Annotated in this window: 14 protein-coding genes; all 14 read right to left on the bottom strand. The window is 41.7% G+C overall.

From position 1 onward, the window contains the following. Positions 1 to 9: 9 nt before the first annotated feature. Positions 10 to 933, bottom strand: a complete 924-nt coding sequence (locus tag ACZ481_RS18485; protein ID WP_464766807.1) for an HNH endonuclease — start codon at positions 931 to 933, stop codon at positions 10 to 12. 148 nt (positions 934 to 1,081) lie between these two features. Next, on the bottom strand, positions 1,082 to 1,987 hold the full coding sequence (locus tag ACZ481_RS18490; protein ID WP_464766808.1) for a restriction endonuclease: 906 nt from the start codon (positions 1,985 to 1,987) through the stop codon (positions 1,082 to 1,084). A 70-nt stretch (positions 1,988 to 2,057) separates the two neighbouring features. Further along, positions 2,058 to 2,249, bottom strand: coding sequence for a hypothetical protein (locus ACZ481_RS18495; RefSeq protein WP_464766809.1), 192 nt, complete (start codon positions 2,247 to 2,249; stop codon positions 2,058 to 2,060). Further along, positions 2,186 to 5,008 (bottom strand): DEAD/DEAH box helicase, encoded by a 2,823-nt coding sequence (locus ACZ481_RS18500; RefSeq protein ID WP_464766810.1) that lies wholly within the window; start codon positions 5,006 to 5,008, stop codon positions 2,186 to 2,188. Before ACZ481_RS18500 ends, ACZ481_RS18495 begins: the two co-directional genes overlap by 64 nt. Positions 5,009 to 5,878: 870 nt before the next feature. Further along, positions 5,879 to 6,475, bottom strand: coding sequence for a 7-carboxy-7-deazaguanine synthase QueE (locus ACZ481_RS18505; protein WP_464766811.1), 597 nt, complete (start codon positions 6,473 to 6,475; stop codon positions 5,879 to 5,881). Continuing rightward, positions 6,468 to 6,860: a 6-carboxytetrahydropterin synthase QueD gene (gene queD, locus ACZ481_RS18510; protein ID WP_464766812.1), complete on the bottom strand. Its 393-nt coding sequence runs from the start codon at positions 6,858 to 6,860 to the stop codon at positions 6,468 to 6,470. The genes ACZ481_RS18505 and queD overlap by 8 nt, the downstream gene beginning before the upstream one ends. After that, positions 6,845 to 7,516, bottom strand: a complete 672-nt coding sequence (gene queC, locus ACZ481_RS18515; protein WP_464766813.1) for a 7-cyano-7-deazaguanine synthase QueC — start codon at positions 7,514 to 7,516, stop codon at positions 6,845 to 6,847. The genes queD and queC overlap by 16 nt, the downstream gene beginning before the upstream one ends. Before the next feature lie 44 nt (positions 7,517 to 7,560). After that, the gene (gene dpdA, locus ACZ481_RS18520; protein ID WP_464766814.1) at positions 7,561 to 9,594 is read right to left on the bottom strand and encodes a tRNA-guanine transglycosylase DpdA; all 2,034 of its coding nucleotides are present in this window, start codon (positions 9,592 to 9,594) and stop codon (positions 7,561 to 7,563) included. A gap of 299 nt (positions 9,595 to 9,893) precedes the next feature. Next, on the bottom strand, positions 9,894 to 12,185 hold the full coding sequence (dpdD, locus tag ACZ481_RS18525; protein ID WP_464766815.1) for a protein DpdD: 2,292 nt from the start codon (positions 12,183 to 12,185) through the stop codon (positions 9,894 to 9,896). Further along, the gene (gene dpdK, locus ACZ481_RS18530; protein WP_464766816.1) at positions 12,182 to 12,682 is read right to left on the bottom strand and encodes a phospholipase D-like domain-containing protein DpdK; all 501 of its coding nucleotides are present in this window, start codon (positions 12,680 to 12,682) and stop codon (positions 12,182 to 12,184) included. The genes dpdD and dpdK overlap by 4 nt, the downstream gene beginning before the upstream one ends. Then, positions 12,675 to 17,144, bottom strand: a complete 4,470-nt coding sequence (gene dpdJ, locus ACZ481_RS18535) for a protein DpdJ (RefSeq protein WP_464766817.1) — start codon at positions 17,142 to 17,144, stop codon at positions 12,675 to 12,677. The genes dpdK and dpdJ overlap by 8 nt, the downstream gene beginning before the upstream one ends. A 17-nt stretch (positions 17,145 to 17,161) precedes the next feature. After that, the gene (locus tag ACZ481_RS18540) at positions 17,162 to 17,827 is read right to left on the bottom strand and encodes a hypothetical protein (protein ID WP_464766818.1); all 666 of its coding nucleotides are present in this window, start codon (positions 17,825 to 17,827) and stop codon (positions 17,162 to 17,164) included. Further along, positions 17,821 to 20,895: a hypothetical protein gene (locus ACZ481_RS18545; protein WP_464766819.1), complete on the bottom strand. Its 3,075-nt coding sequence runs from the start codon at positions 20,893 to 20,895 to the stop codon at positions 17,821 to 17,823. The genes ACZ481_RS18540 and ACZ481_RS18545 overlap by 7 nt, the downstream gene beginning before the upstream one ends. Then, on the bottom strand, positions 20,892 to 21,707 hold the full coding sequence (locus ACZ481_RS18550) for a hypothetical protein (protein ID WP_464766820.1): 816 nt from the start codon (positions 21,705 to 21,707) through the stop codon (positions 20,892 to 20,894). The genes ACZ481_RS18545 and ACZ481_RS18550 overlap by 4 nt, the downstream gene beginning before the upstream one ends. Positions 21,708 to 21,715 lie beyond the last annotated feature (8 nt).

Below are 21,715 nucleotides of genomic sequence, written 5' to 3' on the forward strand. Positions count from 1 at the left end.
GATGTGCGTTTATCCCAAGTAAACATTTTCGTTATGCCATTCCAAATAATGCGGGTCTGGCAACTGTTCTCTCCGTTCAGGCAAAATGATCAGCTTACTGCCATGATGAGCATAATATTCCTTGCCGTTGCCAAAATCCTCTTTAATGCGATGGCTGACTTCTACGGTCAGTGATTTATCAACAGTAATGTAGCCCCGATCAAACAGGGTATGAAAATCCCGCCTGAGAAGCAAGCCATTATTTATCGCATGCGGGCCGTTAAGGCTATAGGGCTTTATATGAGCTGCCTCAAGAACGGGCAATGTTTTTTCGCCTGTAATTGCACATCTGCGCTGATATGCGTCTGTAATCAATACCTTAAAAGCGCCTTGGCCAATTCTTGGTTTTATGAGCTGTTCTTTTCCGTAGCGATATTCTAACGCTCCTTCTTTGACAATCGATTGCACCAATCCTTGCTTTCTGAGCTTATCTTGCACCTGCTCAAACAATACTTGTCCAGTGGCTTCAAAAGCGTTATAGTTTTTCCCCTGTACAATATTGCGGTTCCAGTCATTAGGAACGGGAATCCAGTCTCTTTCTTCTAAGTAAAAAGGCATGGTGAGGATGATGCAGCCTATTTGCGGATCTGGGTCGGATAAACGGTTTGTCTTTTTATACTTATATATCCGGCTTCTGAGTTCCAATAAATTATTGGCTCCGTTAGCGCTGCCGAATGCTTCCCATGCCAGCGAAGAGGGCAGTATGGAAAACTTCAGGAAAAAGCCACCACCAACAATATAATTTTGAGGGCTGTGTAATTTGAACAAAAACATATCGCCTTCATGCAATGCTTTAAAGTTTGTACGGCCCCCCGGTTTCCAAAAATTAACCTCATCACAGTTGGCCTGCTTTAAAGTCTTAAACCATTCAAAATCAGTAATCCCAACGTACATCCGCATGTTAAATGCACCGCCTTCATGTCAGCTGCAAACTGTTCGCCATCTTTCTTCTAAAAAAAGGGTTAGATTTCAAAAAAGCCGACCTTCATGTTCCCTGACAAATACTATAATATTTCAAACTCGAGACCTATCGGATATCCTTTTACCCTTCCACAAAATAATCCGAATCAATCCGTTTAATTTCATATGTAGTCTCGGTAGTCACGCCAACGCCATAATCAATCATCAGCTGTGCTAACTGCGTTCCGTCAATTAATACGATTCGGTTACCTATTCTGGTGGCTACATCGCGGGCTGCCGCAGTAAAAGCGGAAGTGGTAATAAAGATGCCTTTATGAGCACCCTTGAGTTGCAAGGCCCCAATAAATCCTTGAATATCAGGACTCCTAACAGAATTCTTCCACCGTTTAGCCTGCACATAAATGACATCCAGGCCTAAGCGGTCTTCTTTTATTATCCCATCGATCCCTTCATCACCGGACTTGCCGACTACCTGCGCGGCATCTTCCCGTGAACCGCCGTACCCCATCTTCAGTAGCAAATCCAGAACTAAGTGTTCAAAGAATTTCGGTGACTGGTCGGCGATTTGCTGTAATAGTTCATCAGCTAACGCATTTCTCAATTCCTGATAATAGTTATGAAGCATTTCCCGTGGCGTTTTGTCATTATTATCATCCGGTATAGACTGGTCATCCTTAGGCCGGACTTGCTGTTTAAATTCTCTAAACTCAGGAAATTGGCTCAATATGCACATATCAATGCGGGGAGGTTTTTGTAGTAGCAGGGTCCGCCCCCGTTCGGTAATACGGAATTGCCCGGATGCTATCGCTTCAATAAGCCGTGCTTTTTTTAAATATGTGCGGGCCCAACCAAGGCGATTATAGAAGATGGACTGCAAACCGGACGGCAATTGACGGGTCCGTTCCTCTTCATCCAGTTGCATTTCGTCTGCTAATACTTGATGAAGCTCTTTTAGCGAATGCACGTTACCATCAGCTAACCACTGCAAAAAAGGCAGCATAATGTCTTTATGGGTTGGCATAGTCATAACAAAAAACCTCCAGCCATTCGTCAGGATTCCTACAAGAATCAATTTTAGAGCCTTTAAGCAAAAGGTTTCACACCGCAAGCTCCGCTGCTCCAACACACTTCTTAAGCAGCCCGCTTGCGCTGTTCTGTACATCTTTCAAGCAATGGAGATCCCCGAACAGGAAGAAATGGTCTTTGGCACGGGATACGGCCACATTCATGAGGCTCTTGTTGGCATCAATAAAAAAGCATCCGTCCTGTTTGCCATATACGGTAGACAAAATAATAATTCTGCGGTCCGCTCCCTGAAAGGTGTGTATGGTGCCAACGCTAATTGCTGAGTAGTGCTGGTGCAGCTTTTCTTTAGTTCCAGTTCGATGCAGTTAGCCTGGGCTTTAAACGGAGTGATAATCCCGATCAGGTTTTCCTGCTTTTCTTCCGGATAAGCAGCCGCTATAAAAGCATAATTCGCCTGCAGCCACGCTACAATCTGTTCCGCTTCCAATTGATTAAACCTGCTGGTGCCTTTTTTCGTTGAATGCTCAGAATCAATTTGTTTAAAACCCATTTGTGGCCATTGAGCGATAGCGCGCTTCCGGTCTTGTTTCCCTTTGCCCCGCATGGGTTGCAGATTGCCTTTATAGATCAGTGCGTTGCAATAATCGATAATCTCATCGTAGCAACGGCGATGTTCGCTAAGGAACAGGCCCTTCGCTTCAAACTTCTCATAGCGGCAGCACTTTGCCGCTACCTTCATAACACTGGAATTCGAAGTAGTGAGACTGGCTCGCTCGAGCACTTCGAACTCCTCTAATGATTGGATGGCGCCATTCGCTAACGCCAATGCTTTGTCCAGGGCCCGGTTCACGCTCCATACCGGTTCGATCTGGTAAGTGTCGCCGACAACAACAGCCCGCTTGGCCAGAGAGAAGGCGCCGACGGCAATTTCAGGCGAAACCTGGCCGGCTTCATCAACGATCAGCAGATCAATAAAATCGTACAAAAAGAATTGCTTTTGATCACCATAAGCCAGAAACTGTTTTGGCAGCATGAAAAAGGTCATCACCAGGCAAGGGGTCAACATACTGAGGCGGTTATAAAATTGCGTCAAGACATTTGGGAAGCTTTTCCCTTTTTGCTGTTCTGTCAGCGAATCTTCGCCTTGAGCCCACCTGCATTCGAAATAATGAACGGCCAGCCAAAACTCAATGTATCTGATTTTCTGATCGGCTAAGTCGTTAACAAAATCTAATTGAAGCCTGTATTTCTCGTCTGTATTCTGATGTAAAACAACCTGATGTTGTGCCAGCCGCGCCAACGTATCATCATATTGCTGTTTAAGCGCCTCCAGCTCCTGCTTTTGCTTTACGTCTGCAGCAAGCACGCGATTGTGCTCGGCAAGCTGCCGGCTATAGACTTCTTTTATCTCATCAAAGCTCATGTATTCATTGATAAAGGCTTGCTCTTCATGGTTGATGAATAGGCGAAATTCCGTCTGGATCTTGTTGGAAAAGTAGCTAATGAACCTTAGCAGCCGGTAAAACAGCGGAATGCGCTGATAGCACTGCTCCCATTCCGTCACCCGCTGCCGGATCCCGGCAAGAAGCGCTTGCCTTTCCGTAATGCGGGCGTCCAAACCAGTCAGGTACCGCTCGATATTGTCTTCACCCAAACCATAGCCGGCAAAACGCTGAGCCAATGCCAGCAACGTGTTTTTAGTTTCTTCAACGAACAACAGCTCTTCGTGCAGCTTATTCTCACAGGCTTTAAGATCCTGATAACTGGTTGCGAAATATTCATTACAATTTTGCAGCAGCTGCTTTGCCGCTCGCGCTATATTCTCGTCATTATCAACATCGGCAACAAAGAATTCGCCTTTCTGGTTAGTATAATGATACCCTTTTTTCTTTGCTTCGCTTTGTTTAGAGGCCGAGGGAAAATAGACGGCAAAGCTATTTACGCCGTCAATCCACCGTGTTTCCAAGTTGGCAATTCCCACGGTTTCGATCTTGCCGAAAGAATCAATAATATTGGTTACCGCCTGATTATTGGTTGAGGCCGCCACAATAAGCGGCGCTTTTTCCCGCCGTATTGCGCGTTTAACATACATATCGGCGACAACGGATTGCAGCAAAGTGGTCTTCCCCGTTCCTGGCGGTCCGTTAACCGCCAGGATTTCGCCATCCTGCATCACATTAAAATGATTCACCGCTTCCCGCTGCGATGGAGACAACGGATACCTGCCGCCCATTTGTCCGCAATGCTGCTGCATTGCCGCTAAATCGTTGCCAACAAGGGTAATAGCCGGCTCTGTCTCTGTCGACAGAAACTGTTTATAAAGAGCATTCGGCTGGTCATTTTCCCGCAGATGATTATATAGCTTCATGATATGGTAGGTTGAGTTTACCGTATTATCCAGAAACATATAGACGTTGTTTTCCAATGCAAAGGATGGTTCCTTTTCATCCAGATTGCGAATGCTTTGTTGTCCGAACTTCGATTCCGTCACCGCTTCGTAAAGTCCCTGAAAGAAGGCAACATAGCTGGACCAGTCTGCGATTTTTTCAATCCGGTCCACATGATTGCTCATAAACGCGTCAAGCACAACCGCATCGCCGATTGCCAGTTTGGGCTCCACCATTGGCTGCAAATACTCTCTGGGAAACCAGGCTAGCTTTTTATCACCGTCATCAAATTCCAGTTTCCCGTTTGACTTCAGAATAGCCGGAACATAAAAGACTCCCGTTAATTCTTCGATTTCATCCTGAACTTTCGTATTGTCCGTAAAAATCGTTTTGATCGTTTTAGCGCATAGGATAACATGGAGCAACGATTTCTTGGCTTCACGTTCATCATTGCGGCTCTGTTTCCGATCCTCTGCAAAGATAGCCTCACAGGCAGCCGGATGAATTTCGCCCCGCACTAATTCCTCAGCAGCGATAATCTGATAATGATCTTTCTTAAAATCAATCCCCATATTAGCCTGAGCAGCTACAGCACTGCGGAAATAATTCGTAAGGCCTTTTGTTGCGTTGCTCATGTTGGTCTCCTTTGCTTGCAAATTAACGAAACGACTTTTGTTATTTTTATTGCTTGAATAAGTTCTTCCATAAAAATTTACTATTCATAACATTCAGGAACAGCAACATAAAATCCTGCCAGGATTTGTAGAATCAGGCAGGATTTTATCCTTATGGGCTTAAATGTAAAAAATTAATTAAGGATCGGTAATTACATAATCCACTTTGTGCAGTCGACAAGCTTATTATTAATAGCGCCTGATTGTTCAATCATTTATTACGTCAGGCCTGTTTGGGAAGTTTCACCGCATTTTCTTTTAGCCAGGCGGACTGCGTCTCATCAATTTGCCCAGTCGCCCAGCGCCAGAACGGCGGCCGCCACAGTTGCCTCCGGCACCTCCAGTTCCAGCCATTAAGCGCGAGAAACGTATAGGCGGCAAGGAAGCCGAAACATCGGTTTCAAGCGGATGGGGATGATACCGAAAAAAAGGCAATTGAAAGCAGTCAGTTCTTCTTGAATTCAGAGTGACTCAAGGGGACGGTTCTCTTGAGTCATTTTCTTACCTTCCCAACTGCGTCGATTACCTTTATATTTCCGTTCCTATTAATATTACCGAAACTGATTCCCGTCATTAATCCTCTCCAAATCCCAAAGTTTTATTTTAGGCCGTGGGCTTTCGAGCTTTCACGAATGATGTATACGGTTGAGCTTGCAAGACCTCTTGAGTACTCCACTAAATAACCAGTTTTGCTGCGTTCGATGGTAAAGGGCAGCATGCTGTTTATTCCACGGCTTATCCTCAGATTCCATCTACTATCGGAATGAGACGCTTCTACAACCAATTGACTGCCTATCTTTATTAAACTTACTTATTCGTTCTTTGCTGACATCATTTAACATTCAATACTTTATGCAGTTGTATTCCTAGCCTTAGCCGTAGTTCTGGATAACGGTTGATTAAGTCAAAGATTTTTTGAATTGACTTTTGTCGTCCACTTTCTACCTGAAGAAAAACCCTTCCCTCCGGTAAATTATGATTCGATATTACATTGATATTAAATTCATCATCCACAACATACTTTAATTCGTCCGCCCGACAGTACAAAGCAAATCCGCTACTGGGTTTTGGGGACGCAGTAATCCAATCAATCCCCCACTCAATCGGTATTGGGTTTGTGCCATTGGTTTCTATAGCAACGTATTTTCCTAACTTGTGTAATCCTTGAACTAACGGTTCTAGATTGTACAAGGTTGGTTCTCCTCCGGTAATAACAACATGGTGATGGGAAAAACATTCTACGGCTAATATCTCACCGACACTCATCCACTTTGATTTTGATAAATCAAAAGAATGCTCTGTGTCACACCATGAGCACCTCAAGTTGCACCCCGCGGTCCTAATAAAAGTTGCTCCCTTTCCCATATGAAAACCTTCACCTTGAATACTACTAAATATTTCGCTTATTGGATAGAGCGCCTCAGTCATTGGAAACCTCGACACAAGCGTCGGTTGTCTCCCATAATCGTACTTTTTCAACAATAATTTCATAAGGCAATAATTTTTCTGTCAAAACATCAAAAATATGATCTGCAACATTCTCAGCAGTCGTCCTAAATGGATATATATCATTTAAAATTTTATGATCAATTTTGTTGATCACTTCATCTTTAACGACTACGTTAAGATCAAAAAAATCTATAACCATACCATCGCTTGAACCTCCACTTATTAGAAGTTTATTTGCTCTAGCAACAGTTACTTCCAGTTTATAGGAATGCCCATGCATTGCAGAACATTTTCCTTTGTGTTCTGGTAAAAAATGAGCAGAATCAAACATAAATATCTTCGTTAGTTTTATAATTTTCCCCACTTATTGCTTGCCTCCTTCATGCCGAGATATTTTTTCAAGCCATCATTCCTTAGTTTGCATGCGGGACAGTCACCACAACCGTCACCAACAATGCCATTATAACAAGTAAGTGTCTTCTGCCGAATATACTCCAACTTACCCAACTGATCAGCTAATCCCCATGTATTAGCCTTATCTATCCACATTAATGGAGTATGAATAACAAATGGATAGTCCATAGCTAAATTAAGCGTAACATTCATTGATTTAACAAAAATATCCCGACAATCTGGATAACCACTAAAGTCGGTTTCACAGACTCCTGTAACAATATTATTAATGCCTTTCTGCTTGGCGGTTACTGCCGCAAATGATAGGAATAGTAAATTACGGCCGTCCACAAATGTTGTAGGTAACTGTCCGTTTTCCCCAACTTTTATGTCTATATCAGTTCTTGTTAGCGCATTAGGAGCCAACTGATTAAGTAAGCTCATATCTAAAACAATGTGCTTTATATTAAATTCTTTGGCAATACTGGCAGCACGTTCTATCTCATATTTATGTCTTTGGTTGTAGTTAAACGTAATTGCTTCCACTTTATCAAAGTGCTTCATTGCCCAGAACAGGCATGTAGTACTATCTTGCCCACCACTAAAAACTACTAGTGCATTAGACATTAATTTATCCCCCTAAATCCAACAGTAGTCAATATTCAAGTAATCTATTCGATTTCACTCAATAGTTTCTGAAATTGGTTATAGAATACAAATGTATTATGAAATCCGCGTCTACGGTTACGGTTGTTACCTCGAAATATTATAACCTCTATACCGTTTTCCTGGCATATTTTACAATGACAATGTTTCCATGGCTGATCCTCTAAAACCCGTCGGTAATAATCAGCATGCAATTCCCTCCCTTCACCGATTCGCTCATCGTAAACCAACACGGCTTCCAAAGCATCATCTAAGGATACGGTGCCGTGGTCAAATCCACGTAATGCAGCGAGGGCGTTAATTTCCAGCGTCTTAAATTCTTCCTTGGTTCCGTTACCAGCTTCAATCATCTTTTTAACTTTAAAACCATGTCCATCTACCTGCGGTATTCGTATAGCAGCATACGTTTGGCCATCTATCGAAAAATAATTGCTGCTAGAACCTAACCAGGCCCTTCTTAGATGACTAGCTGAATCAAAAGAAGTAATACCTAGGGCTTTAAAGGTTGGAATAGCATCTAAGCGCGCTACTCCAAATAGGTGCAATTGTAAGTCTTCGGGAACAATTGGTGCCACTTGTTGCAAGACTTCTATAATTTGCTTGGTAGGGGTTCGAGCCATTCCGCCCAGTGCAATGAATTTATAGCCCATATCAATGAGCTCTGATACCGAATCACGATATGATTGTGGGTCCCATCCCTGGGCTACACCAATAGGTTTAAACGAATATGTACCGGTTTGCCATTTTGTTAGAAAATCTGCAGCATTTTTTCGGGTAATTTCATATCTTCTCTGTCTTAGTACAGGATCTTTAGCATACTTTCCAACAATGAGATGATCGATAGAAACTCCGTAGTTAAAGCCCAGTTTCTCATAATAGTCTAAAATTTCTTCAGTGGAATACGGTGGTTCATCATCGGTAACATAGCCAAATGCACCGCAATCACCCATTATTGGTTTTGAGTTTGAATAACGAATAAAATCATGAACACCTACATCCTGAATCTTTTGCTTTTTTATCTGGCTAGTTTCAATTGTTTCCTTTGAGATCAACACGCCATCATAATTAGGAACATCGTAGATCTCGTGGGCGTATACGTCATGTAAATAAGGGTCTCGTCCCTCAACAGGCTCGTCCGTAATGAAATTATAGCCTGGGTCAACTCTATCGTCACATTCGGGGATATAGTATTGCATGGATATTCCGTAATTTTTGGCCCGATATGAATCGGAGATACAAAATATTGGTTTAGGTTGTTTGGAAGGAATTTTTGTTTTTCTGTTCAGTATCGCAGTAACGGTTTCATGCGGAAATAGTATTTCTTGCCGGACGTGTGACTCTTTTCGATATTTGGATAATAGAGGTCCTAATATGGAAGGATTACTTCTTAATTCACTCAAAACTTCCTTGCCTTGTGATACTATCTCCATCGCCAATAGTTTAAATAAATAACCTTTAAGGCCAATAAGTCCATAACTATACGCCTTAGCATCTTCTTGTCCGACTTCATGTACAAAGTAGTTTTGTTTATTTGGTATTAATTTACGACTCGTTCCACTAGCAAGGAATAACAAAGTCTGATTATCAAAAGTACTAATAGGTAATTCTAAGGCTCGAAGATATTTATCTCCTAAAAGAAATATAACAAAATCATACCCCTTTACCACAGAAGATAAAGTTTCTTTAACCCGTAGTATTCTTGCCCAATTTATGATCTCTCTCGAATTCATAGTATTAAAGGTAACTTCATAAGGTGCTATTTTTTTATTCTCCGGTATTAGCCCATATCCGGCCGATACTATGCAAACATCAAGGATATCAGATCCATACTTATCACGAAGTAGATTTATTCCTTCCATAAGACGTAGGTGCTGCATACCAGTATACATCTTATTGGCCGCCATGCAATACGCGCTAAGCTCTTGTTCTCGAACAATTAAATGCTCAGGATTCGTAAAGTCCTCTTGTAATAGTTGATTCTTATGTTTGTGGTACTTTTCCCCAGTACAGGAAGTTATTATTAAAGTGCGTAATGACATGAGTCCTCCTGATACAACATGTATTATAAGCATTTTCTAGTAGATAATTCAACTTTTAAACACAGTTTTTCAACTTATTGGATAGTTATTCACTATAGATTATTCGGTAAATCTTAATATTTCCCTTTATATTTCCTTTTGAGTTGTTTTTTGTTCGACAAATTTTTTAACCAAAACCATCTGCCGGATTCTGCGTAATAGAAACACTATATCTTTTAAGGTGTGGCCATTATAATCTTAGTAATATTTATAAAACCGGCACTGCCCCCGAGGCAGTGTCGGTTTTATTATAAGAACAATTAAGCTTGCGCTTCCCTAAATATATTCAAAGCGTATTCTTCAAGAATTTGTACAATTCCTGTCTCTCCAGCATCACGAGGGTATATAGGCGGATTTTTTAAATGGGGCATTATCCCATAGAATAAAGCGTGCGACAAACAGGCAGTCACGATTATTGAAATATCCGCATTACTTGCGTGCTGCTTTGCACTTACTGTCATACTCTCATCTTTACAAATAATAATATTCAGCGACCCATTACGGGCTCTAATTCTCTTTGCTGCACGCTCTGCTGCTTGCTGCCGTAAAGAGAAAATTACGATTTTTTGCTTACTTAACATCTTAATTGGATCGACTGTAAGTGGAGTCTGTGTTTTCTTGCGGAGTTGCTCTAAGAGATACGCGTCAGCAACAAGACATTCGCCGTAATATAGCCAAGACTCAGCTTCAGTAATCCGATCATGCGAGAATTTTAGGGCCAGATAGCCCATCCATTCATTCCAAAGGGTAGTGATAGTCCTGTTTGTAACACCATAGTCGTAGAATACTTCGATAAACGATAATATACTAGGTGATAATTGTAGAGATGGTGTAATTTTAAGATCATCGTACATTTCCATGAATAGTTTTGATGCACGTATCGGTTCTAGACGTAGTATTCCTTCTATAATACGACCTTGAAAAGATAAATTGGTCTCGGTATTTGAGCACCACGTCCTTAAAGCATATAAAACACAGTCGTATAGCTCTTGGTGTAAAACATGAGGAAAACTACTATCTACAACAACATTATTGACAAAACCAGGCAGAGAACGCTTTAAAAGTTGCCGCTGAAGGGTATCTAACTGGTCATTAAGAGCTAAATCCTCAAATATACTTTGTATTTTAGACCAACCTTGAATAGACACGGGCAATAAGTCTGCCCGTTGTTCAAAGTCTTTGTAATGATCAAAGAGCAGACGAAGGTTCTCATTTTCTGAGATATTGGAAAACCACTCTAACCAATTCAAAGGAAGACGAACTGTGTGCTGGGTAAGATTATCAGTTTGATATCCTAATACCCATTTAACACTATTTTGATCAGTTTGTAGCGACATAAGCGCGTTCTTATCCGAGTCTTTCAAAGCAGTGTATTCATATCGAACCTGAGTACAAATATGAGTATCTTCCGTGATTTTAGCAAGGCGAAGCATCAAACGTACACGCTCAAGCCCAAGTTCGTAGTTTAAAATGTTCAAATAAGCCTCGTCATACAAACCTTCTCCAAAAGCCGATTTAGCAAGTCTTAAAGAATTTCCTTCTTGTACTGTTGCTTCCACTTGTGGTTTAGAAATTTCCGCATTGCCTTTATTGACAACTAGGAGCAACCTTTCGATCACTGCCAGGTTCTCATCACTTGTAATATTTGTAGCTATACTGTTCAGTTTTTCCACATCTTGGTTCCATGAAGCCTCATAGCAGAATACAAGCAAGGGTAAATTCCCTTCAATACCTGATCGGTAACGGAGAAGAGCCCCTAACCGATATCGGTTTGATTCATAGGCGGTCAGGGCCCCATTCATATCTTCTCCATAGGGGGCAATGACAGACATATAAAAAGCTGTCAGTAATGCACCCCTGACTTTGGCGGGTAATGGATCAAGTCCAGACGCCAATCCGAAGTCATTATCGTTCCACAACTCATTCCAGCGCTGTTGAGCACTTAAAAGTTGGATACGAAGAAACAAATGATTTTCATCCGATAGGTAATGCCCCTGTCTAATTATATCCAATAGTTTTGTTGCTTCATTCCAGTCTTGCAAAGCAATGGCATTCTGAAACTGACTACGTAACATATACACATCAATCTTGCCTTTTTCGTCTTCGACGATCGGACGCATGTCAACCAAATCGGCCCACTTCCCCAACAAATCTAATGCTTGTTTAATGAGATTTATTGGGGTGCGAAATAATCGTAACCCGAAGGGAAAGGCATCCGGCATTCCTGCCAGAAACGCCATCGACTCATTAGCAGGGTAGATTTCGGCCCACACAGGCGTTAGAAAGTGCCGTAGTTCATCATCTGTTTTATGTAGTTCTCTCTTGTCGTTTCCCCGCACAACCCATAAGACACATTGTTCTTCAGGGCACAAAAACGGAAGGACTGTGGCTTTACCATTTGCGTATCGTTCAATAAGTTTTGCCAAATCCCCATCACTTACCGATAGTCCATTAGTATAGTAAGTTATTTCGAAAGGATATATTCCAGTTGGTCCAAGCAAGTTGGTAAGAAACTCTAGTTTGCACGGATCTGGAACAGAAACTTTAATCATACCGATTCCTCCCAGCGTGCCCGGGACGATAATATAGCGCTATTAATTTCAGACTGCTCTGTAGTTACTCGCACGCATTCACCATTAATATAAATTCCGTTATATGTAATATTCATAGAGCCATGGATATAAAAATTGCTAGTAATGATACCCTTTTCGTGGTGGTCTTGAAGCGCTCGGTATTCCATTTTACTCCCTAGAATATTTAATAGTTCCCTTGTATACTGTGTATCAGGATTGCATATGAGCCGTACCGTACTGCCTGACCAAGTAAACATCTTCAAAATGTCGGCAAAATGAACGGTACTTGTTTGAATTAAAGGAAATAGATCGCTCATGCCATGGTTAGCATTTTGGATAATTGGAGCATTGCTTATCCACGGAGACACAATGTAGATCTCAGGGCTAGGTTTTACCGCCTCTAGGGCGAGTAACGAAATAAGCGTATCTAATAAATGTTGTGAACCGCGGTGAGAACGAATAATTCGACTAGGCATGAAGCACCTCCCTGATTTCTATATCAAAAAACCATTCATTACCTAGGTTTTTTACATCATTAATATATGGGTGAAGGAGCTCAAAATCTATTTCTACAGGTTCAAGTAATTCCCACATAAGATCTCGTCTGCAAGAGGTCAATGTTGCAGCTGTCGTTACTAACTTAACCCTTCCATATTGGCGCAATTGCTCTCTAAGTATATTTCGCCAGTTCTCACTCCCGTAAGTTAGGACGGTTTCACAATTGAACAGCAAACTGCGTAAAATGAGTCGGGAGGGGGCTAAAAATTCGGTATAAGGATTACTCAGTTGTAAGCAGTCAGGGCAATTATCCAAGCATTCATCCCATAACAATGACTCAATGAGGTTGAAGCGGTGCTTGTCTTCAATCTCTTCCGAGGAAATTCTACTAAGCATGAGGTCAACGTTATCTTTGACATCGTCGATTTGTAAAGCGGCAATAGCAAATACACGAGGCAGAATTCGGCAGGACAACCTTTCCATCTCAATGCGCCACCGCTCATGGAGCATAACAATTAAGTTATCCACGTCGCTGTCAGAGTTCTGGTTTACAAGCTTGTACATAATACTCACAATGATGTCCCGCTTTGGAGAAATACCTTTGGTGTAAAGTGCTTTTTGTAGTTCTGTTAATGCTAGTTGCTGGGTCTCGAGTGTATCGGCAGAGCGTAACTGCCCGAACACATTATCCATCTGTCCAGATTTTATCTGCTCTAGCACCGCGCTTAATCCTAGTGCTAATCTGTTTCGGGAACAGGTAAGGGCAGCTGCCAAGAAATATTCGTCAAACTCCTTCGGTCGGTTCTGAATTTCTGCTGCCACTCGACTAATAATCCCCATGCCGCCTGCTTCAGGCTCAGAAATCCAAACCCCGCTCTCTTCAGTGTCTACTAATAGCTCGTCTACACTGACATCAGGAATTAATTGTTCTATTGCGCTTCGAAAAGCCGCAGCTACTGATACTGGATATCGATTATCTAACCAGTTCCAAAATGTATCGTCTAAGGCTAAGTCCTTATGAAGGACCTCCGCATTCTCTATAATAGCCTGGCACACGGTCTGATCATCTAAATGGTTCTTAATTTTTTCGAATAACCGCCCATGTTCTTCGGTGGTATCGTCCGTATGTTCTGTAACTTGAAAAATGACTTTTAAGGCTCGTTCGGCATATCTATAGATGTTTTTACCAAAGTGCACAATAGCTTCGGGTACTGAGATCTGCAAGCTAATACCTGTAGCCATAATGGATGCCAAGGCAACTTGGTATAACCACTCAATTTCAAACACGGACAGATGCCCCAAACGAGGATCCTGGCTTAATCTATACTGGTAATATTGGGGCGCGAGCTCAGTCCGCATTGTACTCCATTCAGGCGTTTGCATTGAACAACGCAAAGCTGGTGATTCTAAGGTCATAAATAACGCATCAGAGTGGCGCGAAAAGCCAATAGATGCCGGGTGCCCGTTATAGGTAAAAGAAACAGCTCGGCACTCGCTCCCTCCTCGCCTATCCTTTATTTCAGACGCAGCGCCTATGGCATATCGTATAAATAATACGCTCTCTTGATTCTCGCTTGAAAATATACGGACATCGCGGATGACCTTATTCAAGGCCTTAGTGTTAGAAATACATAAAGATATGCCACCTTCTAGATTATCTAACCCGTTAGGGCGTATCCTTGTCTGCCACTGTAAACGTCCACTAGATCGGTCGCTAACATCGTCAGGGATTTGTTCTAATAGGTACGTATTAGGAGTACAAACATAAAGTCCTCCTTCTTCTCGAAGAATCTCAACCGGGTGACTTTTAACATTCGTGCCATTAAGCTCTAGAGAATCCGCCGCCAATGGTATCGGTAACCAGTGTGCGCTTTTGATTTTGTGCTGGTCAGCAAAACGTTTCGATACATTACCTGGCGCATATTCAGACAGGGTTATAACTAAACCTAAATACTCCGGTTCCCCTCCAGGATATGCAATTTGGACTTCGCTGCCATGCAAACTGGAAAATAGGTTACGGGGTACATGCAATGCTAGCGGGCCTTTACCACTATGCGGGTGACTTGCTAGCTCAAGGTTGTTTTCTACCCCCTTCTCCCACTTAGTGATCAGAGCGGAATATAACCAAGGGACTAGGTCCAGTACTATTGACCTTGGTGGAGACCACATAACTTGGTTTGTTTCGAAAGAATTCAATTTTAAAGAAGTCTCTATATACTGCTGCAATTCACTGATATTTCCGGCAAGTAAATCAGCAAGAATCACACAGATGACGTCAATTTCTTGTAGGTACATCCCTTTTTTTTCTGGAGATAAGACCTGCCACACATTTGTAAACCTATACCCTTGTTCCCTGAGCTTGATACCTAACCAATCTACAAATGCGAAAGCAGCCTGAATATGCAAAACATAATGATTGCGCATAGGCAGCATCATTTCAGGAAGTATTGGGTTGAATAGTTGCTCAGGGTGTTCAAACACCCACCGATCTCTTCCATAGGCAGATGTTACGACAACCATCCAAGGTCTCATACCTCGATTACGTCCAGCCCGCCCCTTTCTTTGTAGAAAAGATGCCATGTCGCGCGGCGCTTTATGTTGAATGACGGCGCCAACCGCTTGGTCATTAAACCCGACCTCGAGAGTACTTGTAGCTATTACTAACTTGGCGTTAGGATCCACGCCTCTGGAACGTGAAGAAGTGATGTCGAGCGACAATGGTCGACGTAAACACCCTTGGCTAATCCAGTCGGCTACCGTCCAGGCCTGACCTTGTTTAACTTGAGTTAACAGAGTGTTCTTAGAAATGAATTTACTGTCTCGGAATTGAGATAAGCATTTATTACTTTCAGCGTCTCGCTCAATATGAAACCAACGAGTAACGGTATCCATTTTGTCGCTAAATCCATATATCTTCTTTCCCCAGGCTCCGCGTGACACGTCCTCTTTCATGGGGTCAAGCATCCGACCTAACAACATTGCCGTTTGTACGGTGGTAGACAATAGAGAGGTAGCGGAAACAGGATCACCGCGCAGAACAGCATTATATTCAATCCCCTCGGAGATTAGCTCCTCTTCTGAGGGCGTAATATACGTTGTATATCTTTCTGATACTCCTGTCAGTTTAGCAAAAAACTCAGTCGGTTTAGTCAGAGTTGCCGATAAACCAACAAATTGAATTTTTGCATCAGGGGAAAAAGTGCGAACCATGTTACGCCATCTTCGCAAGACATAGCCCACTTGTGCCCCTACTAATCCATTATAAATGTGTACTTCATCAAGTAGTAACATTCTAGGTGCATGTTTTTTATGTATACCGAAAACATGCTGTTCCGCGAGGTCTGCTAGTTTAAGATTCAGCATTTCTGTGGTAGTAAATAATAAGTCCGGAGGTTTTTTTGTCATATTTTTCCGTGTCAATTTGATGAAGGAAATCTCATTTCCGCAACTGGGACAGCCGAGTATCTCGAAGCGTCCAAATTCTCCCTGCGCATTGCAATCGATTTCCTTCTCTATATGATTAGATGACCATTCCATTAGGCCAGATCCACATGGGCATGCGACATACGGGCAGATGTAGCCTATCTTCCCTTTTTTCCACTCATAGTACTTACTTTCTTTCACCATCTTAGCAGTGGGCGGGGTATCACCATAGTAGGCACCTAACGTGATTTGGCGAACGCCCTCCATTTTGAGAAGACTTCGAAGTTCAAGTAATTCACTAGTCGCTTCTTTCAATTGGTCCTTCAATAGTTCGATTCTTGGGTAAATCCCTAGAACTTTCGCGAAAGCAGTAGAGTCTTTACGAACATCTTCTGCAATTAAAGCAATAGCTGGTAAATAAAATGCCTTCGTCTTACCCGCCCCAGTACCCGCGCCAATAATAGTCGCCGAATCCCCTTTAATCGTTCCCAGAAGGATATTGTATAAACTATTTACTTGAAACTTGGATAATTCAACCGAGCCTTCTTGTAATAATCTTCTAATTATCTTACTACCTAATTGAAGGTTATTAGGTATAACTCCTACTACATCTTGCCATCCTTGATCACGACGTGGATAGGTTCTATAGCGTAGTGCCAGTTTTATATTACTAACAAGATTTAGTCCTGAATGCCAATCTTCAACCTTAAATCGCTGCCTTAATAAATACATCAATTTGATAGTTTCTGCGAAGCGGGTTCGCCCCATTCCAGCGTTATCCCTAACAAGAAGTTTTCGATCGATAAGATTCTGAACAATATCCGCTACCGAAACACCTTGTCTCTCGATCATATTCCAGTACTCACTCATCCGCGGGGTTGCAGGGCATGCCAGTACATCCTCCACCTCTCTCTGGACAGCGAAACGACCTCCGACAAATCCCCATGTTAACATTTTAGTTTCACGGAGTTCTAGTTGAGACAGTACCTCGTTGCCTAGTAGGTCTAATACGCTCATACATTATTCGTCCTCTCTTAATCACCAAAAGTAAGTGTGATCTTCTTCTTCATATCTTGCTTCTCTAACCACTCCATGATTGAAGGCGTTATATCGCTCAATCGTATTTGTTTCATTCTTAAGTTTGCAAGGAAAGACTGAATCTCAGTGTCAATGTTAAGCCCTGTCGTCAATTCATCAATTTCGGTTCGCAAAGCTTCAAACCGATTTAATGTATTCTGGTTTACCGGCCAATTGTCTTCAATAGCAGTTAGACATGCAATACGGATATCTGCTTCCGACTCACCTATAATTCCGACCAAGGCATCTATCATACCTCGTTGAGCCTTACTCTTTTCCTGCACATACGCTTTCCATATTTTTTTGAGATGCTCGTCCTTTTGCGTAATAGCCTCTTGGATTTTTTTATAGACTTGTGCTTTCGGAACTTCAGATACGTTGCCAAGTTTTTGAACAATGCTCTCCAATTGCACGATCGTCTGGTTCCAGTCTTGCTTTTGGAAAGCGATTGGATCGAATTGATTAAGTGTTTCAAAAATCTTTAACCATTTTTCCCCTAGAGCTGCAGTTACTACAACTTCATCTAAGAGTTTCTGGTATTCATGCTGTCTTGTAACAAGGAGGCTCATCTCCTGCCATTTCCGCAATGTATTTGTTGCCTGGACAATCTTTGATGTTAGCATTCGAACTCCTCCTCACAAGCGGACTTCAAATTCACAGCCAAAGTTGAAGTCCAATCTATAACTTGTTTAATTAGGTCATTTACGTCTGCACCTTCAGATGATTGTTCCAAGACAGTAATCTTATCATTAAATCTCACGATCTTTTGATCTACTAGTTCATTAAACTTTGTAAAAATTACACTAGCAGGCTGCAATCGTTGCATTGGAAAAGCTGATGCCAATTTATGCTTTAATGCCCCCTGGGCAGTGATAAAACGCTCGACAGCGCTCATTTCTGCGGCTAGTTTAATACCGGTAATATTACCAGAAGTCAGTTTCTCAAACGTCTGACTGGGATAAGATTCATTGGCTTCTTGAAGTAAAGCCAAGAATTGCCTCATAGCATTTAAGCACCCGTCCAATCCTTCTTTTGAAATATCGCCAACTGATGCAGTAATCGCTGCCTTTACCCGCGCAGACTCTTCCAGTTCCTCTAGAAGAGCGGCATTATATTGCTTGCGAATCTCCTGTAACACCTGAAGCGGGTAATATATAATTTCATCTTTTAAATTGCTAAATAACTCTTCCTCTAAAACTTCCGTATTCCAATCAGACCGATTCCAATCATCCATAACTCGCAAAATTTCCGCTGCGTCCAAAAAATATATACTACTTCCATGAGTTATATCACCTTGTTTGCGATTAAAGTACTCTAGGAAAAAGTTATGGTTTTCCGCAAATTTTTTACTTTTTTGTTGTAGACCTCGCCATTTGCTACTACGTAGTTCGTTCACTGTAATGTCTCGCCATGGTTGTGTCATTTTTACATAAATTTCACGAATACTATCTCTTTCACCAAGTTGCCCACCAATAACTACCCCATAATAAGCGGCCAAGACCGTCCATGATCCACAAGGAAATTTCCCATCATTATAATAATGCACTCTACTAACAGCTTTAATAAAATCGTTCTTGACTTCTTCCATCCATCGATATAGTTGCCCAAGATACTCATCAGAATCTGTGAAATTCCACGATTTAGACCCAATATATTGCCAAGCAGCAAGAGCCATTAAGGCCGCCTGCGCTTTTTTACTCCTTTTGATTTGAAAGCCTTCATGTGCCAACCCAGTCTGATCTTCGATAGAAAAACGTTTAGTGGTAAAAGCATTTAAGACGTTTCCAGGTATTTTTTCTTCCTCCCAGTCGATAAAATCCTTTAGAGCATTGAGGGCATTGTCACGGAGCATCCCATAATTGACTAATGATTTTCCATTCACCCAATCCTGCAACTCTTTTTGAATACGTTTGAATTTGACTTCTTGTACATTTACCGTCGAAGAATTAGATGGAGTAGGCTCTTGAATCGTTTTTTGACCTGGAGTGTTACTTACTGATTTAGGATTAATACCGTCTTTTACCCCTTCAATGAAGGGCAGTTGGAACGCATTAAAAACATCTCTGTCTAGGTCTCCTACTGTTAGTCGGTCGCCAATTTCTCTACGAAATGCGGTAGCGTTTCCCCACAGTCGTAATAAACAAGCAATATTATCACTATATTTAAGATTTTGACTGTCGACTGTACCTGCGTGAGTTGGTACTGCCCATTGTGGAATAGAAAACTCTCCTTGAATTTCGGATTCAGGCGGTGGAAATGGTTCATTTACCCTGCCAATAAATTCTCGCGTAATAAAGCTTATTACATCTTGAAGAAGGTGTCTTGGTGTCTTAAGTTTTCTAAGTCGAGCATAAGACTGAAGAACTGCATTTTGGTTAAACGGGAAAATGGTTAATTTGGGGCCATCAGGAATTTGATACATAGCCCAGTGATGTTCACGATATAGCTCTGAAATTGGCAGATTCTCTTTTATGGCTCCTTCATTTACCCACGAACTTATAACGTCTGTAGAGAGGTAAATGGCATTTAGGTATCGAGCAGTCATCTCTAATAAGTACTCGTCACCGTAAGAATCCTGATCAATTGTCATTTTATGAGTAACGCGTTCCTTGATATTGTCGGGTAAGCCTGTATCAAAGTAGTCCTTTGTAACACCAACTATTGAACAAATCCTACATAGTTGCTCGTTAGCCTGAGATCCTGTATGTTCTTGAATTAATACTTCCATTAATGCACGATCAATACCAGTGAATGAAGTAATGTCTTCAATAAATAAAATAAGGCCTTTTTGCATTTTCTTCAATTCGCATCGTAGGCGTGCAAATACTTTTTTAAGATCACTTACGTTTAGGTTAGTACATTCTTGAACAACCTCGTCTATATGGTTATTTAAGAATTTTGAAATGAGCTCTCGTAAAGCTGGTCCACGTTTAGCATCTGCTATCTCTTGAGCTAGACGTCGGGCAGAACCCGCCCCTTCTCCTTGCTGCATCTGAGTAAGTTGCTGATAGTCTAGCTTAAAGTCGTCAGGAAAAAAGCGTGGTTCAACATCATCTACACGCTGGTTGGAACCATCTGGACTCAATCTTTTATGGATACGCTCAACAGCGCTCCCGGGACGACATAAAAACTCTAGTATTGTCTCATCCACCATAAACGGGAATAGATGGCGTCCAAACCTATTATTCATTTCGCTTTCGGCGAACTCACTGGCTATCCTAGCAAAACTTAAAACAATTTTACGTTTAAGTGCAGTCTCGCTTAGATGCTGATTTGCTTCTATCAGTTTTTTAAGCTCATTTTGACGGTAGTCTTCTGAAAAAACTTTAGATTGAACAATCTGTTCTAAGGCTCCCCTTAACGTGTTCTCGGCTCTTGTTATGAATAGAATTACATCGTTGTTAGTCTCCGAATAATGAACGTACCGCTCCTTCAACCAGCGAATGACATGTGATTTACCTGTTCCTTGGTCGCCACGAATTACGACTAACCGATGAATTTCTGGGGCTTCTAATAAGGTGCTCCGAAGCAATTCATCTTCGTCAATTACTTTTTCTGGAGCACCACCTCGTTGATATTTTAACTGACGAAATGGTGTGTGGGTTGCTAAAAAGTCCGCTCTTGATACAATCGTAGCATCTGTACGGATAACTTGATCCAATCGCCGCATGATAACTTGAGGTTGCATCAAACACTACCCCCAATCTGGATAGCAGATACTTGCTCTGCAATTTCATGAGTACCTACTCGGTAAAGATGCCATAAATCAGTCGAGTCAGGCGTATAGATAAGCGTAAGCTCGCCTGTATCATGTAACGCCCGTAAGCCTGCCGACAGACCTACAGACAGTGTTTTTGATTCTATTACTCCACTTCCCTTAAAATTAATGGCATATTCCCCAAAATCTAGTTCAGGGCAAGTCCGGTTTAACCAACTCATAAAGGTAGAAAACGGTACCCGAATTTGGCGAGGTAACTCATAATCGTTAACCATAAGATCGCGAAGTCGACCAAATACATTTGGTATTACTTTGCCATTATGGTCATACCCATAACCGAGGTAAATAAACCATCCTTTCCAACCATTCAATTTAGTTTTATTAAAACTTGACCCCAAATCATCAACAAATTTTTTAACTAAATCATCTTCTCCCATACCATATACTAAGCGCCCCTGCATCAAGTACCAGGTTGAAAAACGGACAAAGAGTCGCTCTGGCTGGTTCATAACCATCTGACTCAAAATAAATCGAAACTGCTGCTTATTCTCTAAGTGATGCGAATCAAATTGCAAGTGAATAAATCCATCGCTATCTTCTTTAATTAGCTCTCCTTTACGCGCAAGGCTATACACTTGCTCAAACCCTTTCTGCGAGGTAAGAGCACTTGGTTGAAGATACTCTTTTAGTTGGTCACTTGTCATTCGTCCCCGAGCAACTAATTTAAGCAAAGCTATCAAACGATGCGGCGTCTGGGTACCATATAAATTGTCATCAAATGCCATACTATCCT

The organism is Sporomusa intestinalis, from assembly GCF_055383785.1.